17 protein-coding genes are annotated in these 18,367 nt (G+C 60.7%); 3 read left to right on the top strand and 14 right to left on the bottom strand.

Annotated features, from left to right (window positions below):
• Nucleotides 1-10 precede the first annotated feature (10 nt).
• From fba to GR183_RS03595, 4 genes are all read right to left on the bottom strand, one after another.
• Nucleotides 11-1,090 (bottom strand): class II fructose-bisphosphate aldolase, encoded by a 1,080-nt coding sequence (fba, locus tag GR183_RS03610; RefSeq protein WP_160774249.1) that lies wholly within the window; start codon nucleotides 1,088-1,090, stop codon nucleotides 11-13.
• A gap of 1 nt (nucleotide 1,091) precedes the next feature.
• The gene (pgk, locus tag GR183_RS03605; protein WP_160774248.1) at nucleotides 1,092-1,757 is read right to left on the bottom strand and encodes a phosphoglycerate kinase; all 666 of its coding nucleotides are present in this window, start codon (nucleotides 1,755-1,757) and stop codon (nucleotides 1,092-1,094) included.
• A 10-nt stretch (nucleotides 1,758-1,767) separates the two neighbouring features.
• Entirely contained in the window at nucleotides 1,768-2,640 is an 873-nt protein-coding gene (locus GR183_RS03600; protein ID WP_160774247.1) for a phosphoribulokinase, read from the bottom strand.
• A 121-nt stretch (nucleotides 2,641-2,761) separates the two neighbouring features.
• Nucleotides 2,762-3,799, bottom strand: a complete 1,038-nt coding sequence (locus tag GR183_RS03595; protein ID WP_160774246.1) for a class 1 fructose-bisphosphatase — start codon at nucleotides 3,797-3,799, stop codon at nucleotides 2,762-2,764.
• A gap of 120 nt (nucleotides 3,800-3,919) precedes the next feature.
• Between GR183_RS03595 and GR183_RS03590 the strand changes: the two genes are divergently transcribed.
• From GR183_RS03590 to GR183_RS03580, 3 genes are all read left to right on the top strand, one after another.
• Nucleotides 3,920-4,864, top strand: a complete 945-nt coding sequence (locus GR183_RS03590) for a LysR family transcriptional regulator (RefSeq protein WP_160774245.1) — start codon at nucleotides 3,920-3,922, stop codon at nucleotides 4,862-4,864.
• 413 nt (nucleotides 4,865-5,277) lie between these two features.
• Nucleotides 5,278-5,952, top strand: a complete 675-nt coding sequence (locus tag GR183_RS03585) for a DNA-3-methyladenine glycosylase I (RefSeq protein WP_160774244.1) — start codon at nucleotides 5,278-5,280, stop codon at nucleotides 5,950-5,952.
• A 20-nt stretch (nucleotides 5,953-5,972) separates the two neighbouring features.
• The gene (locus GR183_RS03580) at nucleotides 5,973-6,485 is read left to right on the top strand and encodes a cupin domain-containing protein (protein WP_160774243.1); all 513 of its coding nucleotides are present in this window, start codon (nucleotides 5,973-5,975) and stop codon (nucleotides 6,483-6,485) included.
• A gap of 20 nt (nucleotides 6,486-6,505) precedes the next feature.
• Here GR183_RS03580 and GR183_RS03575 read toward each other — a convergent pair whose 3' ends face one another.
• The 10 genes from GR183_RS03575 to GR183_RS03530 all read right to left on the bottom strand — a co-directional run bounded on the left by GR183_RS03575 (nucleotide 6,506) and on the right by GR183_RS03530 (nucleotide 18,366).
• Complete coding sequence (locus GR183_RS03575) at nucleotides 6,506-7,528, bottom strand: LacI family DNA-binding transcriptional regulator (RefSeq protein WP_160774242.1); 1,023 nt, start codon at nucleotides 7,526-7,528, stop codon at nucleotides 6,506-6,508.
• A 7-nt stretch (nucleotides 7,529-7,535) separates the two neighbouring features.
• The gene (locus GR183_RS03570) at nucleotides 7,536-8,696 is read right to left on the bottom strand and encodes a dihydrodipicolinate synthase family protein (protein ID WP_160774241.1); all 1,161 of its coding nucleotides are present in this window, start codon (nucleotides 8,694-8,696) and stop codon (nucleotides 7,536-7,538) included.
• An 8-nt stretch (nucleotides 8,697-8,704) separates the two neighbouring features.
• A complete protein-coding gene (locus GR183_RS03565) occupies nucleotides 8,705-10,291 on the bottom strand; it encodes a GMC family oxidoreductase (protein ID WP_160774240.1) in 1,587 nt (528 codons plus the stop codon).
• A 9-nt stretch (nucleotides 10,292-10,300) separates the two neighbouring features.
• Complete coding sequence (locus tag GR183_RS03560; protein WP_160774239.1) at nucleotides 10,301-11,059, bottom strand: 3-ketoacyl-ACP reductase; 759 nt, start codon at nucleotides 11,057-11,059, stop codon at nucleotides 10,301-10,303.
• On the bottom strand, nucleotides 11,056-12,540 hold the full coding sequence (locus GR183_RS03555) for an FAD-dependent oxidoreductase (protein WP_160774238.1): 1,485 nt from the start codon (nucleotides 12,538-12,540) through the stop codon (nucleotides 11,056-11,058). Before GR183_RS03555 ends, GR183_RS03560 begins: the two co-directional genes overlap by 4 nt.
• Nucleotides 12,537-13,652: an ABC transporter ATP-binding protein gene (locus tag GR183_RS03550; protein WP_160774237.1), complete on the bottom strand. Its 1,116-nt coding sequence runs from the start codon at nucleotides 13,650-13,652 to the stop codon at nucleotides 12,537-12,539. Before GR183_RS03550 ends, GR183_RS03555 begins: the two co-directional genes overlap by 4 nt.
• A gap of 4 nt (nucleotides 13,653-13,656) precedes the next feature.
• Nucleotides 13,657-14,562 carry a carbohydrate ABC transporter permease gene (locus GR183_RS03545; protein WP_160774236.1) on the bottom strand — a complete coding sequence of 302 codons (906 nt, stop codon included), beginning with the start codon at nucleotides 14,560-14,562 and terminating at the stop codon, nucleotides 13,657-13,659.
• Nucleotides 14,562-15,464 (bottom strand): carbohydrate ABC transporter permease, encoded by a 903-nt coding sequence (locus tag GR183_RS03540; RefSeq protein ID WP_160774235.1) that lies wholly within the window; start codon nucleotides 15,462-15,464, stop codon nucleotides 14,562-14,564. The genes GR183_RS03545 and GR183_RS03540 overlap by 1 nt, the downstream gene beginning before the upstream one ends.
• 66 nt (nucleotides 15,465-15,530) lie before the next feature.
• A complete protein-coding gene (locus GR183_RS03535; RefSeq protein ID WP_160774234.1) occupies nucleotides 15,531-16,781 on the bottom strand; it encodes an ABC transporter substrate-binding protein in 1,251 nt (416 codons plus the stop codon).
• A 49-nt stretch (nucleotides 16,782-16,830) separates the two neighbouring features.
• On the bottom strand, nucleotides 16,831-18,366 hold the full coding sequence (locus GR183_RS03530) for an aldehyde dehydrogenase family protein (RefSeq protein ID WP_160774233.1): 1,536 nt from the start codon (nucleotides 18,364-18,366) through the stop codon (nucleotides 16,831-16,833).
• Between the last annotated feature and the right edge of the window lies 1 nt (nucleotide 18,367).

The following is an 18,367-nucleotide window of genomic DNA, read 5'->3' as shown; positions in this document are numbered from 1 at the left end:
GATCAAGCAGTTACGCCGCACGCGCCACACCGGCTCTTGGGCCGAGTTCGCCGCTGGCGTAGCGTTTTGCCATTTCGCTCATGGGGATCGCGGTGATCTTCGAGGCGCGGCCCGCCGTGCCGAACGCCTCGAAGCGCTCCCGGCAAACCTTGCTCATCGCCTCCATGGCGGGTTTGAGGAACTTGCGCGGATCGAATTCTGATTTCGACGTAGCGGCGACCCGGCGCATTTCCGCCGTCGCGGCCAAGCGAAGGTCCGTGTCGATATTGATCTTGCGCACGCCATGCCTGATGCCGCGCACGATCTCTTCCACGGGAACGCCGTAGGTTTCCCGCATTTCTCCGCCGTTTTCATTGAAGACGTCCTGCCACTCCCGCGGCACGGAGGACGAGCCATGCATGACGATGTGCGTGCTCGGCAGCTTCTCGTGGATCTTCTCGATCACATCCATGGCAAGCACGTCACCTGTCGGCTTGCGGGTGAACTTGTAGGCGCCGTGCGAGGTTCCGATAGCGACAGCCAGCGCGTCGACACCGGTATCCGCCACGAACCGGGCGGCTTCCTCCGGATCGGTCAGGAGTTGGGAGCGTTCGAGCTTGCCCGTGAAGCCATGACCGTCCTCCGCCTCGCCCTCACCCGTTTCAAGGCTTCCGAGGCAGCCGAGCTCGCCCTCGACGGAAACGCCGACCATATGCGCAAGCCTGGCGACGTTATGAGTGATCGCAACGTTGTAGCCGTAGTCCGACGGCGTCTTCGCATCCTCCTTCAGGGAGCCGTCCATCATGACGGATGTAAAGCCCGACTGGATCGCCGAAAGGCAGGTCGCAACGTTGTTGCCGTGATCCTGATGGATGCAGATCGGGATCCGCGGATACATCAGTTCCAGTGCCTCCATCATCTTTGAAAGCATGATGTCGTTGGCGTAAGAACGCGCACCGCGCGAAGCCTGGATGATGACGGGGCTGTCGGTGGTCTTCGCGGCCTCCAGGATCGCAAGTCCCTGTTCCATGTTGTTGATGTTGAAGGCCGGCACGCCGTAGCCGTATTCGGCGGCGTGATCGAGCAGTTGGCGAAGGGTGATCCGGGCCATCTCAGTTTTCCTCCAGAATTTGCGATTTCTTCTGCTTCGCAACCATGTTCGGACCTGCAAAGGGCGGCAGGATTTCAGCGATCTTGTTGGTCGAAGCCTGGACCCATTGCGAACAGAAAGGCGCGTCGTTGACGAAGATATCTCCGTGGACGGAAAGCATGAGCGCGAAGGCACGGCTGTTTTCGGTCTCGCCTTTGTGAAAGCGGAGATTTTCCAGAAAGGCGATCCCACCGTCCGGTAGATTGCCCGTAACGCGCTCCGCTGTTTCACCAACGCAATCAGGGATAAATTGCACGCCGCGCTCAAGAACTTCGCCAAGCGCAACAGCGATCGGAAAGGTGGACAACGTCGGATTGGGCTCGCCCTGCGGCATTCCCAGATGCGCCATGACGATGACTTTCGCGCCACGTTCGATGAGACCCACAACCGTGGGAGCAAAACGCTCGATTGCGCCTGCATCCGCGACGACCCCGCCATCCAAAGGCACATCCAGGTCTGCGCGCACTAAAACAGTCTTGTGGCGTACCTGCGCCTGGCGGATGTCCGGATAGCGGGCCGTCAGACCACTCCCCATTTTTGCGGCGTCCACGGCAAACGGACCGGAGGTATTAGCCACGAGCTTCTCGTCGACCGCGCCGGCAAGCGCGGAAGTATCCTGAATATTCATGGACTTCTCCTCAGGCGGCGCGGCGCTTCACGTCCATCAGCTTGTGGATAAGCGGGGTGAAGATGAGCTGCATGGCAAGGTCCAGCTTGTCGCCGGGAGCGACGATGGAATTGGCGCGCGACATGAAACTGCCGTGCAGCATCGAAAGCAGATATGGAAAGTCGATACCGCGCGGATTGGCGAAACGGATGACCAGCATCGATTCCGCCGCAGTCGGTATCCAGCGCGCGATGAAGGGATTGGAGGTATCGACCGTCGGTATCCGCTGGAAGTTGATGTTCGTCTGCGAAAACTGCGGGCAGATGTAGCGCGCGTAATCCGGCATGCGACGCAGGATCGTGTCGGTAACGGCCTCGGTCGTGTAGCCACGGGCGGCCTTGTCGCGATGGATCTTCTGGATCCACTCCAGATTGATGACGGGCACGACGCCGATCTTCAGGTCCGGGTGCTGGGCCACATTCACCTTGTCGGTGACGGCGCAGCCATGCAGGCCTTCATAGAAAAGAAGATCGCTGGCCGGAAGGTCTTCCCAATCGGTAAAAGTGCCGGGCCGGGTGTTGTAGTGTCCGGCTTCCTTCTCGTCGTGAACGTAGTGCCGCGTCCTGCCCGTTCCCAGGCGGCCGTATTCCTCGAAGACGGATTCCAGGATTTCGAGTTCGTTCGCCTCCGGATTGAAATGCGAGAAGCTGTAGTTGCCGCGCGCTTCCTCTTCCGCGACCTTTTCCCTCATTCCATGTCGGTCATAGCGGTGAAAGGCGTCGCCCTCGATAAAGGCCGCGGTCAGCCCCTCGCGCTTGAAGATCTTCTCGAAGGTGTCGCGGACGGTGGTGGTGCCGGCACCGGAGGACCCCGTGATCGCGATAATCGGATGCTTGTGGGACATATTTTCGTTTTCTCCCTTCAGGGCGCACCTTGACTGCACGCGGGCGAGCGATACGACCCAACTCTCTGATATGTCTCATGTATCCAGTTCGGAGCTGGCGACTTCTACCACGCAGTCCGCTTCAGGAACGAAACAGTCCGCGATTTCCGAAAAGAGGATGGCGGTTGCCGATTGCCGAAGGATCGGCAAGATAACGGGCAATCTTGTCGACCTCCTTGACCGAGCCGAATGCCAGCGGCGAGCGCTGATGCAGGCCTGTCGGCACCTTGTCCAAAACGCGGGAAGTTCCGTCCGTCGCCTTGCCGCCGGCCTGCTCGATCAGCATGGAAATGGGGTTGGCTTCATAGACGAGGCGCAGGCGCCCGGCCGAATATCCCTTGCGGCCGTCACCCGGATAGAAGAACACGCCGCCGCGAATGAGGATGCGGTAAGTGTCGGCCACGAGCGAGGCGATCCAGCGCATGTTGAAGTCCTTTTCGCGCGGGCCTTCCGCACCTTTCAGGCAATCGTCGATGTAAAGGCGAACGGCCTCGTCCCAATGCCGGTAGTTCGAGGTATTGACCGCGAATTCACGCGCATCCGGCGGAATTGCTAGCTTCGGATAGGCTTCGACGAAAGCTTCAAGCCGCGCTGAATATACAAAAACGCTCGTGCCCTGCCCTAGGGTGAGCGCTAAAGCGAGTTGCGGACCGTAAATGAAAAAGCCCGCCGCAAGCTGGCAGTTGCCGGGTTGTGTGAAAGTGGAAGCCTCGTCTTCCTTCGAAGGCAGGATCGAAAAAATCGTGCCGATCGAGACATTCGTATCGATGTTGGAAGACCCGTCCAGCGGATCGATGGCGATCGCTATTTCCGAAGACTGATCGACGGAGACCGGATGAGCAAGCTCCTCGGAAGCATAATAGGACACCCGCGCCCGGCGGGCAGCGTCCAGGAACAGGTCGTCGGCGAAGACATCGAGCTCCTTCTGCTCGTCACCATGCGCATGGGCAGCCTCGCGAACAGCTGAAAATGCAGCCCCGAGCGCGCCTTCATTGATCGCCAGACGCATTCGAACGGCAGCTTCCGCGAAAAGGCGGATCGTCTCCGCGACATGCGCGCCGACCGCGCCGCCGCCTTCGGAGTAATCGTCAAGAAACGCTTCAAGCGTCCTGCCGCTCATGATCTTTCCTCCCGCGCCCCGCAGATTTTCCGGCAGGACGGAAATGATCATTTCGGTTGTTAGCGAGTTAGTAAATTTTAATTTCTTTACATCATGCATTAAAAATTTTTATTATCATTTATGTTGAACCTCACCTTGCGTCAGTTCCGTGCCATCATCGCTATCCAGCGCAACGGAAGAATCGCGAGCGCCGCCAAGACGTTGGGGCTGACGGCGCCGGCGGTTACGCTCCAACTAAAGCAGATGGAAGAAGAACTCGGCCTTGCGCTTTTCGACCGGACATCGGACGGCCTGCGTCCGACTGCCGCAGGGCTGGCGGCGCTTGAATGCGCACAAGCGATCGAAGACCAGCTTCAGGCCTTTTCGGAAGAAATCGAAGCCTTCACCGGCGCCAGGAAAGGCACGCTGCGGCTGGGAGCCGTTTCAACTGCGAAATATTTCGCCCCCCGCCTGATCGCGGCATTCCTGAAGGACCATCCGGGCATCAAGGTCGATCTTCAGGTGGGGAACCGGGCCGAAACGATCGAAGCGCTCCGGCACCACGATCTCGATATCGCGCTCATGGGCCGCCCTCCCAAGGACATTGCGGTGCGCTCCACCGTCTTCGGCGAACATCCACTTGTCATAATCGCGCCTGCCAACCATCCGCTGGCCGGAAAACGCACCATCTCCAAGGAAGAGATAGCAAAAGAAGCCTTTCTCATACGCGAGTCCGGATCGGGCACCCGGATTTCACTCGAAATATTCTTCTCCGACCTTCCGGAAAAGCTTGACGATCTGGGAACGGAGATGGGCTCCAACGAAACCATAAAACAGGCGGTGATGGCGGGGCTTGGCGTCGCCTTCATCTCCGCCCACACGATCGAGGCGGAGATGCAGCTTGGCCGGCTCGCGGTGCTCGACGTGGAAGGCATGCCGATCAGGCGGCAATGGTTCTCAGTCTCGCGCCAGGACCGCTCGACGTCGCCTTCGATGCAGGCTTTCAACGGATTCCTGGTTCGGGACGGACCGGCATATCTTCCGCGCGTTCCGGGCACAGAGCGGACGCCGGCGATTATTCTTTAAAGCTCACCAGAGCGAACCGGCCTTACTGCAGGGATAGGGAATCAGTTCGCATTCAATACGTAGAAGCATATTTTCAATACGATTGAGCATATTCCTGTCTTCAAAAACCACTAGGGTCTGGACCCATAAAATTGATGCAAATGGCACCGGAAACGGCAAAGAAATGCAAGGAGAAGGGCGCGGAGCGGGTCGGGCACCCGGTCAAGCCCTTCGACGCGGCAGATCGAAGCCGTTTCGGTGTCTCGAAGATATGGCCGATTTGGCCGGCTACTTTGTCGCAAGATCTTGAAAACCGGCCTGGTTTCCTGCGCTCTTGCTCCTCGTATCCAACCAAATCGGCTCATACCATTTCCGTCAATTTTATGGGTCCAGACCCTAGATATCGACGGAACATGCCCCCTGGGAGATAATGCATGAGGCAGTTTTCCGAGATTTTTGAGCTAGCCTCTCGCCACAAGGGAGGAGAGGCCGCGCTCGAGCGTCTTCTCACCAAGCCCAAGCCACAGGCGGTACTTGAGCAAATTCCGCCCGACAGGTGGCTGAGCGAGATGACGAGATGCATCTTCCAGGCCGGTTTCAACTGGGCGCTGATCGACAGGAAATGGCCGGATTTCGAGGAGGTTTTCGAGGGCTTCGACGTCAACCGCTGGACGCTGATGTCGGATGAGGATGTCGAACGGCTCGCGGCTACCGGCAGGATCGTCGCCAATATCGCGAAGATCCGCTCCGTTGGCGAGAACGCGGTGTTCCTCAATGACCTGGCGAGGGAACACGGCTCCGTGGGGGCCGCATTCTGCACCTACCCGCCGGAAAGATATATCGATCTTGTCGACCTTCTGAAAAAACGCGCAAGCCGGATGGGCGGCAATGCCGGCCAGATTTTCCTGCGCCGCATGGGCGTGGACGCGCTTATCTTTTCAGGCGACGTCGTCGCGGCCCTCATTCGCGAAGGCGTGGTGGACAAGGCGCCGACATCGAAGCGCGACCTTACCGCAACTCAGGAAGCCCTCAACACATGGCGCGAGGAGAGCGGGCGTTCGCTGAACGAAATCAGCCAGATACTCGCCTTTTCGACAGGACCTCACTGAACGCGCATGAGGATGGGAAAATGCAGAACCGCAAGAAAGCTGTCTTCAAGATAGAAGATGCCGAGTTGGCGGACCACGCCGAAGGCAAAAACTACGCCTATTCCGATGCACGGGTTGCACAGGCCCTTGGCCTGAGCAAGCTCGGTTGCAGGCTGGTCGTTCTGAAACCCGGCAAGGGCGCATGGCCGAAACATGCTCACGTCAACAACGACGAAATGTTCGTCATCCTGTCGGGCAGCGGCCGGTATCATTTCGGAGACGAAGAAATTGCAGTTACTGCCGGAGACATCCTCGGCGCGCCTGCCGGCAGCATGGAAACAGCCCATCAACTGATCGCCGATGAAGGCAACGAATTGCGTTATCTGGCGATCAGCTCGATGCTGGAGCCCGACATCGGCCTTTACCCGGATTCAGGAAAATTCGCGGTTTTCGCCGGCATGCCCCCAGGCGGCAATGCCGAGGCGCGCACGTTCCAGCATATCGGCTTTCTGGCCGATAAGGCCGGTTACTGGGACGGGGAAGATACGGGATAAAGCAGGCAAAAGCGCCCGGTTCAAGTACGCCGCAGAGGTACGCCGAGGCTCGAATGGCGGGCGACAAGCTCCACCGGATAGCGGCGGATTGCCGGCGGATGCGCCCCCTCCTCGATCCAGCGGAGCATTGTCTCGGCCGAAGTCTCTCCGAAACGCGCGGTATCGCAACGCACGGAACTGAGCTGCGGAAAGACGAGAGAGCATTCCTCGATGTCGTCGAAGCCGACTATCCGAAAATCCTTGCCGAGTTCGACACCGATCTCGGCAAAGCCGAACAGCATTCCCATCGCCACAAGGTCGCTGAAACATATCGCCGCTTCGATATCGCCGTGATCACGTTTGAGCGTGCGCGCCATTTCCCGCCCGAATGCGCGCGAGGGCCTGCCGGAAAAATATCTCGTCTCAAGGCCTTCGGCTTCCATGATTTCACGATATCCCGCCATTCGCTCGAGCGTGATCGGGCGATCCTCAAGACCACCGACGAAAGCGATGTTCCGGCACCCCAGCTCCACGAGGTGACGCGTGGCGAGCCTTCCGCCTGTCGCGTAGTCGAGAGAGGCGAAGGGGAAGACATCCGTACGCTCGTCGACCATGCGAAGCACCTGCATGGTCGGGATACCGGCGCGTTCGATCCTGTCGAAGCTCGATGCATCTCCTCCGTAGGCGGGCGAAATGAGCAGCGCCGAGACGCCGTGTTCGATCATGGAATCGATAGTTTGAGCCTGGATCTCCGGATCTTCGTTCGTGTTGGCTATCGCCGTTGCGAAACCCCGGCGCGAGAAGGCCATCTGTGCGCTGGCGGCGAACTCGGTGAAAAACGGGTTGCGGAGGTCATTGATGATAAGACCGACAAGGCCGGTGCCCGCGCCGCGAAGGTTCGCGGCGGCGCGGTTGTAGACGTAATTCAAGGCGGCCATTGACGCTTCGACCTGCCGCCGGGTGGTCTCCCTGACAAGCGGACTGTTTTGAAGAACCAGCGAAACGGTGGACTTCGAAACGCCCGCGTGGCGCGCCACATCCAGTATCGTGGGCCTTTTCTTCATTGGCTGCTCATTCGATGCCGTGCAGGCGAAGAAGCAGGCTCATCCGCTCTTTCGCAAGATCAGGCTTCGACAGGAGCCGCGCCTTTTCCGCGAGGCGGAACACTTCAGCATAGTGGGTGATCTCCCGAGACGACTGGAAGCCGCCCGGCATGATGAAGTGGCTTTGTGCGCCGTTCAGCCAGGCAAGGAACGCGATGCCGGCCTTATAGAACTGCGTGGGCGCCTTGAATATCTCACGCGCAAGCGGAACGGTAGGCAAAAGCAGGGCGTGGTAAGTCGCCTTGTCACCCTTTGCCAAGGCTTCCAGCGCCTGGGAGGCGGCGGGCGCGATTGCCGCGAAAATGCCGAGCAGCGCATGGGAATGGTATTTTCCGTCGCCCTCGATCAGATCGGAATAGTTGAAATCGTCACCGGTATAAAGCCGCACGCCCCCGGGCAGTCGCTTGCGGAATTCCTCCTCATGCGCCTTGTCGAGCAGCGAAATCTTGATGCCGTCGACCTTGGCCGGGTTCTCGCCGATGATCCGCAACACAGTCTCGGATGCTTCGGCCGCATCCCGCGTGCCCCAATAGCCCTTGAGCGCGGGATCGAACATGTCGCCCAGCCAATGCAGGATCACAGGCGCCGCCGCCTGATCAATCAGCCGGCGATAGACACGTTCATAAGTCGCGCTGTCCGCGCCGATTGCCGGAAACGCGCGCGAGGCCATGATGATCACCTGACCGCCGGCAGCCTCTATTGCCTCCATTTGCTCTGAATAGGCGGCAAGAACGGCGTCGGCCGTCTTCAGCTCCGCCAATGGCACCTGATCGGTGCCCGCACCGCAGGCAACGCGCGGCTTCAGCGGATGGGCCTTCGCCTCCCTCATCGTCCGTTCGATCAGTTCCTTCGCCGTCAACCAGTCGACGCCCATGCCGCGCTGCGCGGTGTCCATCGCCTCCGCAAGGCCAAGCCCCTGATCCCAGAGCCAATGGCGGAAACGCAGCGTGTTTTCCCAATCGACCGCGGGGCGCCCGACCCAGGGATCGCGCTCGGCGAGCGGGTCGGACACGACGTGAGCCGCGGCGAAGGCAGTGCGCGTCAACGGCACGGACGGGGCGCGAGGGATGAGCGGGTCGCCGGTCAGACGAAATTCTTCCAGCATTCCGGCGTAGGTTGGCAGGCGCATCTCGGGCCTCACGGGTTCCAATCGTCCTTTATCATGTCCGCAGCCTTTTCCGCGATCATGATGGTCGGCGCATTCGTGTTTGAAGAAACGACGGTCGGCATGACCGAGGCATCGACGACGCGAAGACCCTCGATCCCGTTGAACCGCAGGCGCGTGTCGAGGACGGCTTCGGGGTCCGAACCCATGCGGCAGGTGCCGGCGCAGTGATGCGACGTCTTGGAATGCTCGCAGATAAAAGCGAAATAATCCTCGTCGCTCTTCACGTCCGGTCCCGGCAGACGCTCCACCTTGATGAAGGGCTTGAGCGGGTCCTGCGCCAGAATCGCCTGCGCAAGCTTCAACCCCTCGATGGAATTCCGCCGGTCATTGGCGTCTTCAAGGTAATTCGGATCGATCAACGGAGCGGCGACCGGATCGGAACTTGCAAGCCTGACCGAGCCGCGCGAACGCGGCCTCAAATAACAGGCGTTGAGCGTCACGCCGCCGTTCGGCATGGCGGCGACACCAGATTCAATCCCCGTCCCTAGCCCCAGATGGAACTGGACATCGGGAGAGCGGGCTTCAGAGTCTGCGTACCAGAAACCACCGGTCTCAAAGAGGCTGGAAGCAACCGGACCGCTCCTCGTCAGGAGGTACTGGAGTCCGGCAATCGCCGACCAGTGAAGCTTCGCGTAACGGTCATATGTGTGCGGCCCCGTGACTTCGCAGATCGCGTAGAGATCGAGATGGTCCTGCAGGTTCGAGCCGACCTCCGGCTGATCCAGGACGACCGGAATGCCAACCTCCTTCAGATGATCGGCAGGACCGATGCCGGAAAGCTGCAGGAGCCTTGGCGAGCCGATGGCGCCAGAGGAGAGGATCACCTCGGAAGACGCCGTCAGCCGTCGTCCGTCAACCAACTCCACGCCCCGCGCACGCCCCCCTTCGACGATGATGCGCCGAACCTGCAAGCCCGTCAGCACGGTCAGGTTCTTCCGCCCACGGTTCGGAGCGAGATAGGCCATGGCAGCCGAAGAACGCCGGGCATTGCGCTGTGTCAGTTGGTAGTAGCCGACGCCGTCCTGCTTTTCGCCGGTCGTATCGTGATTGCGGGGAATGCCGAGTTTCGCCGCCGCCTCGAAATAGGCTTCGCAGATCGGCAGCGGCGCACGAGGTTGCGACACGCCGAGGGGGCCACCCTTGCCGTGATAGCGGTCTTCGTAGGTGTCGTTGTCCTCAGCCTTTTTGAAGTAAGGCAGGACATCCTCATAGCCCCAACCTTCACAGCCGCGCTGGCGCCACTCGTCGTAGTCGAGCGCATTGCCACGCGTATAAATTTGCGCGTTGATCGCCGAACCGCCGCCGATGACCTTGGCCTGTGTGTAGCGGAAGACGCGGTCTTTCATGTGCCTTTGAGGAACGGTGTGCCAGCCCCAGCTTCCGATGCCCTTTGTCATCTTCGCGAAGCCGGCCGGCACGTGATAGAACGGATGGCGATCGCTTCCACCGGCCTCCAGCAGCAAGACCTGCACATCGGGATTTTCGGAGAGCCGCGCCGCCAGTACGCAGCCCGCCGATCCTCCCCCGACAATGATGAAATCGAAACCGTCTTTCATTCCAAAGCCTCACAAACGGGGGATCGACAAGCCACCATCGACCGGGATCGCGGCGCCGCTTGCAAACGCCATGCGGCCTTCCGCTATCGGAACGACGATGGAGCCGATGTCCTGCGGCTGCCCCCAGCGTGCTGCCGGGACGAGGCCGGCCTCGATCCTCGCGGTGTATTTGTCCCTCACGCCCGCCGTCATGTCCGTCTCGATGATGCCGGGGCGAAGCTCGAAGACGCCAATGCCATGCGGCGCGAGACGAACGGCAAAAAGCTTCGCCATCATCGAACTTGCGGCCTTCGACAGGCAGTATTCCGCCCGTTCGATGGAAACCGTCGCCGCGCTGACGGATGTAACGAAGACCAGCGAGCGGTAGTGCGGGCTGGAACGTTCCAACATTCGCTTCGCGACGTTCTGCGCGAGAAAGAATGCGCCTTTCAGGTTGATATCCATGACGAAATCGAAGCTGTCGGGCTGAAGCTCCAGCATGTCGCCGCGCTGTTTCGCCGACACGCCTGCGTTGGAAACAAGCGTGGTGATGGGTCCGAGGTCGGCCTCTACCCGGTCAAGCAGAGCCGCAACGCCGGAATAATCGCGCAGATCATGGCGGTAGTAGCGGGCGCCGGGCCCGAGATTTCGAAGAGCTTCGGCAACGCTTCGATCCGCCTCATCGACCTCGGAGGCAAGCGCGAGCGAAAACCCCGCTTCGGCGAGTGAGTGCGCAACGCCGAGGCCGATGCCACGTTGTCCGCCCGTTATCAGCGCCACGCGATTCATGCCGCAAGCTCCTTCTTGACCGTTTCAGCCGCGCGCAGCGAAAGTGCCGCGACCGTCAACGCCGGGTTGACCGCCGCAGACGTTGGCAGCGCGCCGGCATCGGTTACGAAAAGGTTCGGATGATCCCAGGAGCGGCAATCGGGATCGAGCACAGAGGCGGAAGGATCGCTGCCGATACGCACCGTGCCGCACTGGTGCGACGGCACCCGCCCGTCGAAAAGCCGCGACAGGACGACGGGAAATCCGGCGGCCTTCAGCGTCTCCTTTGTTCTTGCGAGCAAACGGCGGTGCGCGGTCATGTTCGACCGGCGCCAGATGAGCTGGATATCGTCGCCCTTCAGGACGACGCGGCTTTCGGGATCGGGAAGATCCTCGGAAATGAGATAAAGATCGATGGCATGCCGGGAGATCCAGCTTGCGAGCGGCCGAGGCAGGCTCGGCACCTGGATCTTGAGGATATCCGGTACGACGCGGCCAAGAAGCTGAACGTTGCCGAGCGGCGGACCGCCATTGCCGTCCGACAGATACCAGTCGTTTATGCCGAAAGTCTTCTGATAGACGGCATCGTTGCGAAAACGCGGATCGATGGCGATGACCGCGGTCGCGTTATGGTTCATGAAGCAGCGCCCGACCTGGTCCGAGCCGTTCGCGAGACCGGAGCGAAGGAGAAGCGCCGCCGACTGCACAGCCCCCGCGCATAACGCCACGACGCGAGGCAAAAGCCGCTCTTCCATGCCGTCCTTGCGATAGACGACCTCGGCAATGCGCTTGCCATCAGGCCCGGCCTTCAGGCCGGTGACATGAGCCCCGGTGACGAGCTCGACGTTCGGATATTCAAGGGCTGCCGCGAGGCCACAGGTTTCGGCATCCATCTTGCCGCAGCGCGTATCGGGATAGCCGTCCCAGCCCGTGTTGCCGGCGGCGAGCCAGCGGTCGATATCGACAGCGAGGGGAAGCGTGAAGGGATGCGCTCCCGCCTTTTCAAGCCTGGCACGAACCGCTGCAACGGCGGGCTCGTCAGGCACCGGCGGGAACGGATAGCCCGCCCCGTGCGGAGGTTCGGTGGCATCCGACGACGCATCGCCACGCACCTGATAGAGCTGCTCGGCCTTGTCGTACCAGGGCGCAAGCTCCTCATAGCCGAATGGCCAGGCGGGCGAGACGCCGTCGAAATGACGCATCTCCTCAAAGTCTTCGGCACGGTAGCGGATCAGAACCGCACCGTAGAGTTTGGAATTGCCGCCGACGTTGTAATAATTTCCCGGCTCAAAGGGACGGCCTTCCCCGTCGAGCCAGGTTTCCCTGTCGCGGAAGGCGCTGTTCTTGTAGATGCGGTTCGGATCGCGCGCCGGAGCATCGTCGGGGATCCGGTGCCCGCGCTCGAGAATGACGATCCGCGCACCCGTCGGCGCAAGGCTTGAGGCAAGCGTCGCCCCGCCCATGCCGGAGCCGATAATGACGATATCCGGCCTGCCGCTCATCCCGAAATCCGCATCTCCGTTTCAGGATCGAAGGCGACGGCCTTTTCCATGTTGACCGCGAAGGGAAACCTGTCGCCGGGCTTGACTTCCACATCCGCGCGGAAACGCGCCGTCACTTCCTTGCCGCCGAGCTGGGTGACGACGAAGGTATCCGAACCAGCCGGCTCGGTGACTTCCACGGCCGATTCCAGCTTGTGAATGGCCTTGCTGTTCCTGTCGGCGCCGTCTTCGTCCGTTATCGCCTCCGGGCGAATGCCGAGTACGATCTCGCGCCCGTCATGCACCGCCATGGCGTTGCCGGACGCGAACGGCAAGGTCGCCGTTTCGCCGTCGTGCAGCGAAATCCTGGCGACCGCTTCCCCGTTCTCCATGCCAACTTTCGCCGGGAAAAGGTTCATGGACGGCGAGCCCATGAAACCCGCGACGAACATGTTCGCCGGGTTGTCGTAGATTTCCTTGGGCGTGCCGAGCTGCTGGACGTAGCCGCCAAACATGACGGCGATGCGCGTTGAAAGCGTGAGCGCCTCGATCTGATCATGCGTGACATAGACGATCGTAGTCTTCAGCTTCTGATGGAGTTTCTTGATTTCCGTGCGCATGTCGACGCGAAGCTTTGCGTCGAGATTGGACAGCGGCTCGTCGAACAGGAAGACATCCGGCTGGCGCACGAGAGCGCGGCCCATGGCGACGCGCTGGCGCTGACCGCCCGAAAGCTGGCCAGGCTTGCGGTTGAGCAACTGCGTGATCTGCAGCAGTTCCGCGACCTCGCTCACTGCCTTGTCGCGTTCCGCCTTCGGCACGCCGTGCATCTCCAGCCCGAAGGCCATGTTCTGCGCGACGTTCATGTTCGGGTAAAGCGCGTATGACTGGAACACCATGGCGATGTTCCGCTCAGCCGGGCGCACGTCGTTCATGCGTCTGCCACGGATCGCGATCTCGCCGGAGGTCACATCCTCAAGCCCCGCGATCATGTTGAGCAGCGTGGACTTTCCGCAGCCCGATGGGCCGACGAGGACCAGAAACTCGCCCTCCTCCACCGAGATATCGGTTTCATGCAGGACCCTGACCGTTCCGTAGGTCTTGGTCGCTTTCTTGATGTCGAGAAATCCCATCGGTTCAACCCTTTACGCTGCCGGCCATCAGACCGCGCACAAAGAAGCGGCCGGCGACGATGTAGACGAGGAGCGTCGGCAAGGCCGCCATGATCGCGCCCGCGAAATGAACGTTGTATTCCTTCACGCCCGTAGAGGACTGGACGAGGTTGTTGAGCGCAACCGTCATCGGCTGGCTATCGAAATCCGAAAAGCTCGCCCCGAACAGGAAGTCGTTCCAGATGTTGGTGAACTGCCAGATGACGCAGACCACCGCTATCGGCCCGGACGAGGGCAGCATGATGCGCCGGAAGATTGTGAAGAAGCCCGCCCCGTCGATCATCGCCGCGCGCACGAGCTCCGTCGGGAACTGCTGGTAGTAGTTGCGGAAATAAAGCGTGGAGAAGCCAATGCCGTAGACCAGATGCACGAAGATAAGCCCCGGCACGGTGCCCGCGATCCCCATCAGCCCCAGCATGCGCGCCATGGGGATCAGGACCATCTGGAAGGGAATGAAACAACCGAAGAGGAGCAGGCCGAAGACGATCGTATCGCCGCGAAAGCGCCACTTGGTAAGCACGTAGCCGTTCAACGCGCCGAGGACCGTCGATATCGCCACCGCCGGCACGACCATCAGGATGGAATTGAGGAAATAGGGCCTCAGGCCCGTTGCCTCCACGCCCACTTGCGCGGACGACCAGGCGCTGGCCCAGGGCGCGAACGTCAAGGCATCAGGCAACGCCATCATGCCGCCGGCCTGAATTTCGCTCAAGGGCTTCAGCGAATTCACAACCATCACGTAGAGCGGAAGCAGATAGTAAAGGCAGAACAGGATCAGCAGCGTGTAAATCACGTAGCGGCTGCCCGCTCCGGTGCGGATCACCTGGGTCGCCCCGGCGCCCGCGTTCGTCGTTGCGGCTGCGGTCGCCATCACTTCTTCTCCCTGAGTTCGGACCAGAGGTAGGGCACCATGATCGCGGCGATCGCCATCAGCATGATCGTCGCCGAAGCGGCACCGATACCCATCTGGTTGCGGGTGAAGGTGTAGGAATACATGAAGGTGGCGGGCAATTCGGTCGCCGTGCCCGGACCGCCACCCGTCAGCGCGATGATCAGGTCGTAGGACTTGATCGCCATATGGGCGAGGACGACGAAGGCAGACATGAAGGCCGGGCGAAGCTGGGGAATGACGATCCGCCGATAGAGCGCCCAATTCGACGCACCATCGATCTGAGCGGCTTTCATCACCTCGTTGTCGATACCGCGAAGTCCGGCCAGGAACATGGCCATCACGAAGCCGCTCGTCTGCCAGACGGCGGCGATGACGATCGTATAGATCGCCATGTCGCTGCTCTTGATCCAGTCGAATTCGAAACTCGTCCAGCCCCAGGAGCGCACGACCGCCTCAAGCCCGATACCGGGATCGAGAAACCATTTCCATGCCGTTCCCGTGACGATGAAGCTGAGTGCCATCGGGTAGAGGTAGATCGTGCGGATGAAGCCCTCCGCGCGGATCTTCTGGTCAAGCAGGATCGCCAGCGCCAGCCCCAGCACGCAGCAGATAAGGATGTAGAGCGAGCCGAAAATCAGGACGTTCTTGACGGCGATATCCCACGCGCGAAGCGAAAAGAGGCGCGTGTAGTTCTGCCAGCCGACGAGCCCGAAGCTGGGCAGAATCCGGCTGTCGGTAAACGACAGGTAGAAGGTGAAGACGATGAAGCCGTAAACGAAGATGAGAACGAGCGCGAAGCTCGGGCTGAGCACCAGTTTCGGCAAAACGTCCCGCAGCCAGTCGGCTCGACCGGCGCGACCGGAGATCTCTGATACGGACATGAATCCAAGCCCCGTCAGGGTGACGGGAAGCCGGATGATCCGGCTTCCCGAAGCTTGCCCTGTTTCTTACTGCGCGATCTCGACGGCGGTGACGAGCTCGGAGACGGCCGTCTCGCTGTCGTATTCGCCGTTGAAGTGCGCGGTCACCACGTCGTAGATGGCGTTCTTCACCGCAGCCGGGTTCGCGTGGCCATGGGCCATCGAGCCGATCAGGTTGCCGGACGCATTCGCAGCCGCGAGATCCGCCATGCCCTTCTTCCCGCAGGCATCGAACTCCTCATCGGAGACGTCGGTGCGCGCCGGAACGGACCCCTTGACCGTGTTGAACGCGATCTGGAAGGACGGCGACATGATCGCCTTGGCAAGGGCGGCCTGATCTTCGGAGACCGTATCGCCCTGCTTGAACATGGCGAACTGGTCGGAGTTGAAGGTCACCTGATCCTGCGTGCCTGGGAAGCGAAAACAGAGGAAATCCTCACCCGGCTTCTTGCCCGCATTCAGGAATTCGCCCTTCGCCCAGTCGCCCATGAACTGGAAAGCGGCATCGCCGTTGATGACCATCGCGGTCGCAAGGTTCCAGTCGCGACCGGAGAAGTTGTCATCCACATAGCCGCGCAGCACCGACATACGGTCGAAGGCTTCCTTCATGGTGTCGGAGCCGAGCGCTTCCGGATCGAGATCGATAAAGGCCTTCTTGAAGAAGTCCGGCCCGCCAGTGGACATCACCACGGCATCGAAGATCGTTGTGTCCTGCCAGGCCTGCCCGCCGTGGGCGAGCGCGACCTTGCCCGCGCCCTTCACCTTGTCCATGGCGGCGATGAGTTCGTCCCATGTTGTCGGCTGCGCGATACCGAGTTCGTCGAGAACAGCCTTGTTCGCCCAGACCCAGTTGGTCGAATGGACGTTCACGGGTGCGGCGACCCATTTGCCGTCGTATTTGGAGAACTTCTGCAAGGCCTTCGGGACGACCTCGTCCCAATTCTCTTCCGCAGCGATTTCGTTGAGGTTGGCAAGTGCGCCTTCCTTCGCCCAGTCGGTGATATCGAAGCCCAGGAACTGCACCGCCGTCGGCGCGTTACCGGCAGTGACACGCGCACGAAGCACCGTCATCGCCTGCGTGCCACCACCGCCGGCAACAGGCATGTCCTGCCAGCCGACGCCTTGTTTTTCCAGATCGTCCTTCAGCACGTTGAGGGCCGCGGCTTCGCCGCCGGAGGTCCACCAGTGAAGGACTTCCACCTCGCCGGCGTTGGCAACGAACGCCGACGTCATGAGCGCGGCGGCCGCCGTCATCGTTACTCCAAATTTCCTACGCATAGCCATTCCTCCCTTGTATGCGTTTTTTGCATCCTCGACTTTTCGCGAGTCAGCGCGAATTCAACCAGAGTTCGCGCGATTGTCCTAGCCGCATCTGCAGCGTCTTCACCTCCAGAAATTCCTCCAGCCCGTATCGGCCAAGCTCCCGCCCCTGTCCGCTTTCCTTGAAGCCGCCAAAGGGGAGTTCGGCAAAGCCGTCCATCCAGGTGTTGGTCCAGATGGTTCCGGCCCTCGCCCTCCTTGCGAATTCAAGGCAGGTATGAACGCTCTCGCTCCAGACACCCGCCGACAGGCCGTAGGACGATGCGTTGGCAAGAATTAGCGCTTCATCGAGCGTATCGAAGGTCAGTACGGAAAGCACGGGGCCGAAAACTTCCTCGCGTGCCACGGACATCACCCCGGTGACATTCGCAACCACGGTCGGCTGATAGAATTGGCCCGGCAAGCCCGGAACGGCAAGTTCTCCACCGCCAAGGCGGATCTCTGCTCCGTCTTTCGCCGCCGTTTTCACGTATCCGTCGATCTTGCGGCAGTGCTCGGGCGAAATGATCGCGCCAACCTTTGTATCGGGGTGGAGCGGATCGCCGAAAGGCACTTTCTTCGAAAGCTCGACGACACGCTCGATAACCTCTTCGGCGATATCCTTGTGGACGATGATACGCGAGCCGGAATTACAGCATTCGCCGGCATTGAAATAAACGCCGAAGACGATCGCATCGATCGCGCTGTCGAGATCGGCATCCGGAAACAGAACCTGCGGGTTCTTACCACCAAGCTCAAGCGATACCTTCTTCAGGCTCGCTGCCGCCGAGGCGACGATCGTCTTGCCAACAGCGGTGGAACCCGTGAAGGAAACCATGTCGACATCCGCATGAGTGGTCATCACCGCACCAACCGGCTTGCCATAGCCGAGGACGATATTGACGACCCCATCGGGAAGACCCGCCTCGAGAAGAAGCTCGCCCAGAATGACGGTCGTTGACGGCGTAAGCTCGGACGGCTTGATGACGGCGGTGCAACCCGCGGCGAGCGCGAAGGGAAGTTTCTGCGAAACGATCAGGAACGGAAAATTCCACGGCGTAACGATCGAAACGACGCCGACAGGCTCCTTCAGCACGAAGCCGAGCATGTCCGGTCCGAGGCTATTGTGGCTGTCGCCGTGAATGGTGCGCGCAAGCGCGGCGGCATAGCGCCAGAGATCGGCGGCACCTTCGATTTCGGCACGCGCCTGGGAAATCGGCTTTCCGCTTTCAAGCGTTTCCAGCAGCGCAATGCGTTCAAGTTCACGGTCGATCAGTTCGGCGACCCGCGTCAAAAGAGCGGCACGTTGCTTGCCCGATGTGAATGACCAGCGGCCATCGTCAAAGCGGCGGCGAGCGGCGGCGACCGCCGCCTCAACATCGTCCGCCCCGCCCTTCGCGCTAACGGAAGCCAGCGTGCCATGCGCAGGAGACCGGCGCACGAAAGTCGCGCCGTCAAGGCTGTCGCGCCACCCGCCATCGATCAGATGGCGACCGGTGAAAGGCTTTTTCGGAAGAGCCGGATGTTCGACGGCGGAAATCACGGTGAGATCATGGGTCGTCATT

Source organism: Stappia sediminis (assembly GCF_009826895.1).
GTDB classification, from domain to species: Bacteria; Pseudomonadota; Alphaproteobacteria; order Rhizobiales; family Stappiaceae; genus Hongsoonwoonella; species Hongsoonwoonella sediminis.
This window is presented reverse-complemented; position numbering and strand designations above follow the sequence as displayed.

Bases quoted from the DNA above. Each gene is read 5' to 3' on its own strand.
- fba (WP_160774249.1), bottom strand. From the start codon at position 1,090: ATGGCCCGGATCACCCTTCGCCAACTGCTCGATCACGCCGCCGAATAC.
- pgk (WP_160774248.1), bottom strand. From the start codon at position 1,757: ATGAATATTCAGGATACTTCCGCGCTTGCCGGCGCGGTCGACGAGAAG.
- GR183_RS03600 (WP_160774247.1), bottom strand. From the start codon at position 2,640: ATGTCCCACAAGCATCCGATTATCGCGATCACGGGGTCCTCCGGTGCC.
- GR183_RS03595 (WP_160774246.1), bottom strand. From the start codon at position 3,799: ATGAGCGGCAGGACGCTTGAAGCGTTTCTTGACGATTACTCCGAAGGC.
- GR183_RS03590 (WP_160774245.1), top strand. From the start codon at position 3,920: ATGTTGAACCTCACCTTGCGTCAGTTCCGTGCCATCATCGCTATCCAG.
- GR183_RS03585 (WP_160774244.1), top strand. From the start codon at position 5,278: ATGAGGCAGTTTTCCGAGATTTTTGAGCTAGCCTCTCGCCACAAGGGA.
- GR183_RS03580 (WP_160774243.1), top strand. From the start codon at position 5,973: ATGCAGAACCGCAAGAAAGCTGTCTTCAAGATAGAAGATGCCGAGTTG.
- GR183_RS03575 (WP_160774242.1), bottom strand. From the start codon at position 7,528: ATGAAGAAAAGGCCCACGATACTGGATGTGGCGCGCCACGCGGGCGTT.
- GR183_RS03570 (WP_160774241.1), bottom strand. From the start codon at position 8,696: ATGCGCCTGCCAACCTACGCCGGAATGCTGGAAGAATTTCGTCTGACC.
- GR183_RS03565 (WP_160774240.1), bottom strand. From the start codon at position 10,291: ATGAAAGACGGTTTCGATTTCATCATTGTCGGGGGAGGATCGGCGGGC.
- GR183_RS03560 (WP_160774239.1), bottom strand. From the start codon at position 11,059: ATGAATCGCGTGGCGCTGATAACGGGCGGACAACGTGGCATCGGCCTC.
- GR183_RS03555 (WP_160774238.1), bottom strand. From the start codon at position 12,540: ATGAGCGGCAGGCCGGATATCGTCATTATCGGCTCCGGCATGGGCGGG.
- GR183_RS03550 (WP_160774237.1), bottom strand. From the start codon at position 13,652: ATGGGATTTCTCGACATCAAGAAAGCGACCAAGACCTACGGAACGGTC.
- GR183_RS03545 (WP_160774236.1), bottom strand. From the start codon at position 14,562: ATGGCGACCGCAGCCGCAACGACGAACGCGGGCGCCGGGGCGACCCAG.
- GR183_RS03540 (WP_160774235.1), bottom strand. From the start codon at position 15,464: ATGTCCGTATCAGAGATCTCCGGTCGCGCCGGTCGAGCCGACTGGCTG.
- GR183_RS03535 (WP_160774234.1), bottom strand. From the start codon at position 16,781: ATGCGTAGGAAATTTGGAGTAACGATGACGGCGGCCGCCGCGCTCATG.
- GR183_RS03530 (WP_160774233.1), bottom strand. From the start codon at position 18,366: ATGACGACCCATGATCTCACCGTGATTTCCGCCGTCGAACATCCGGCT.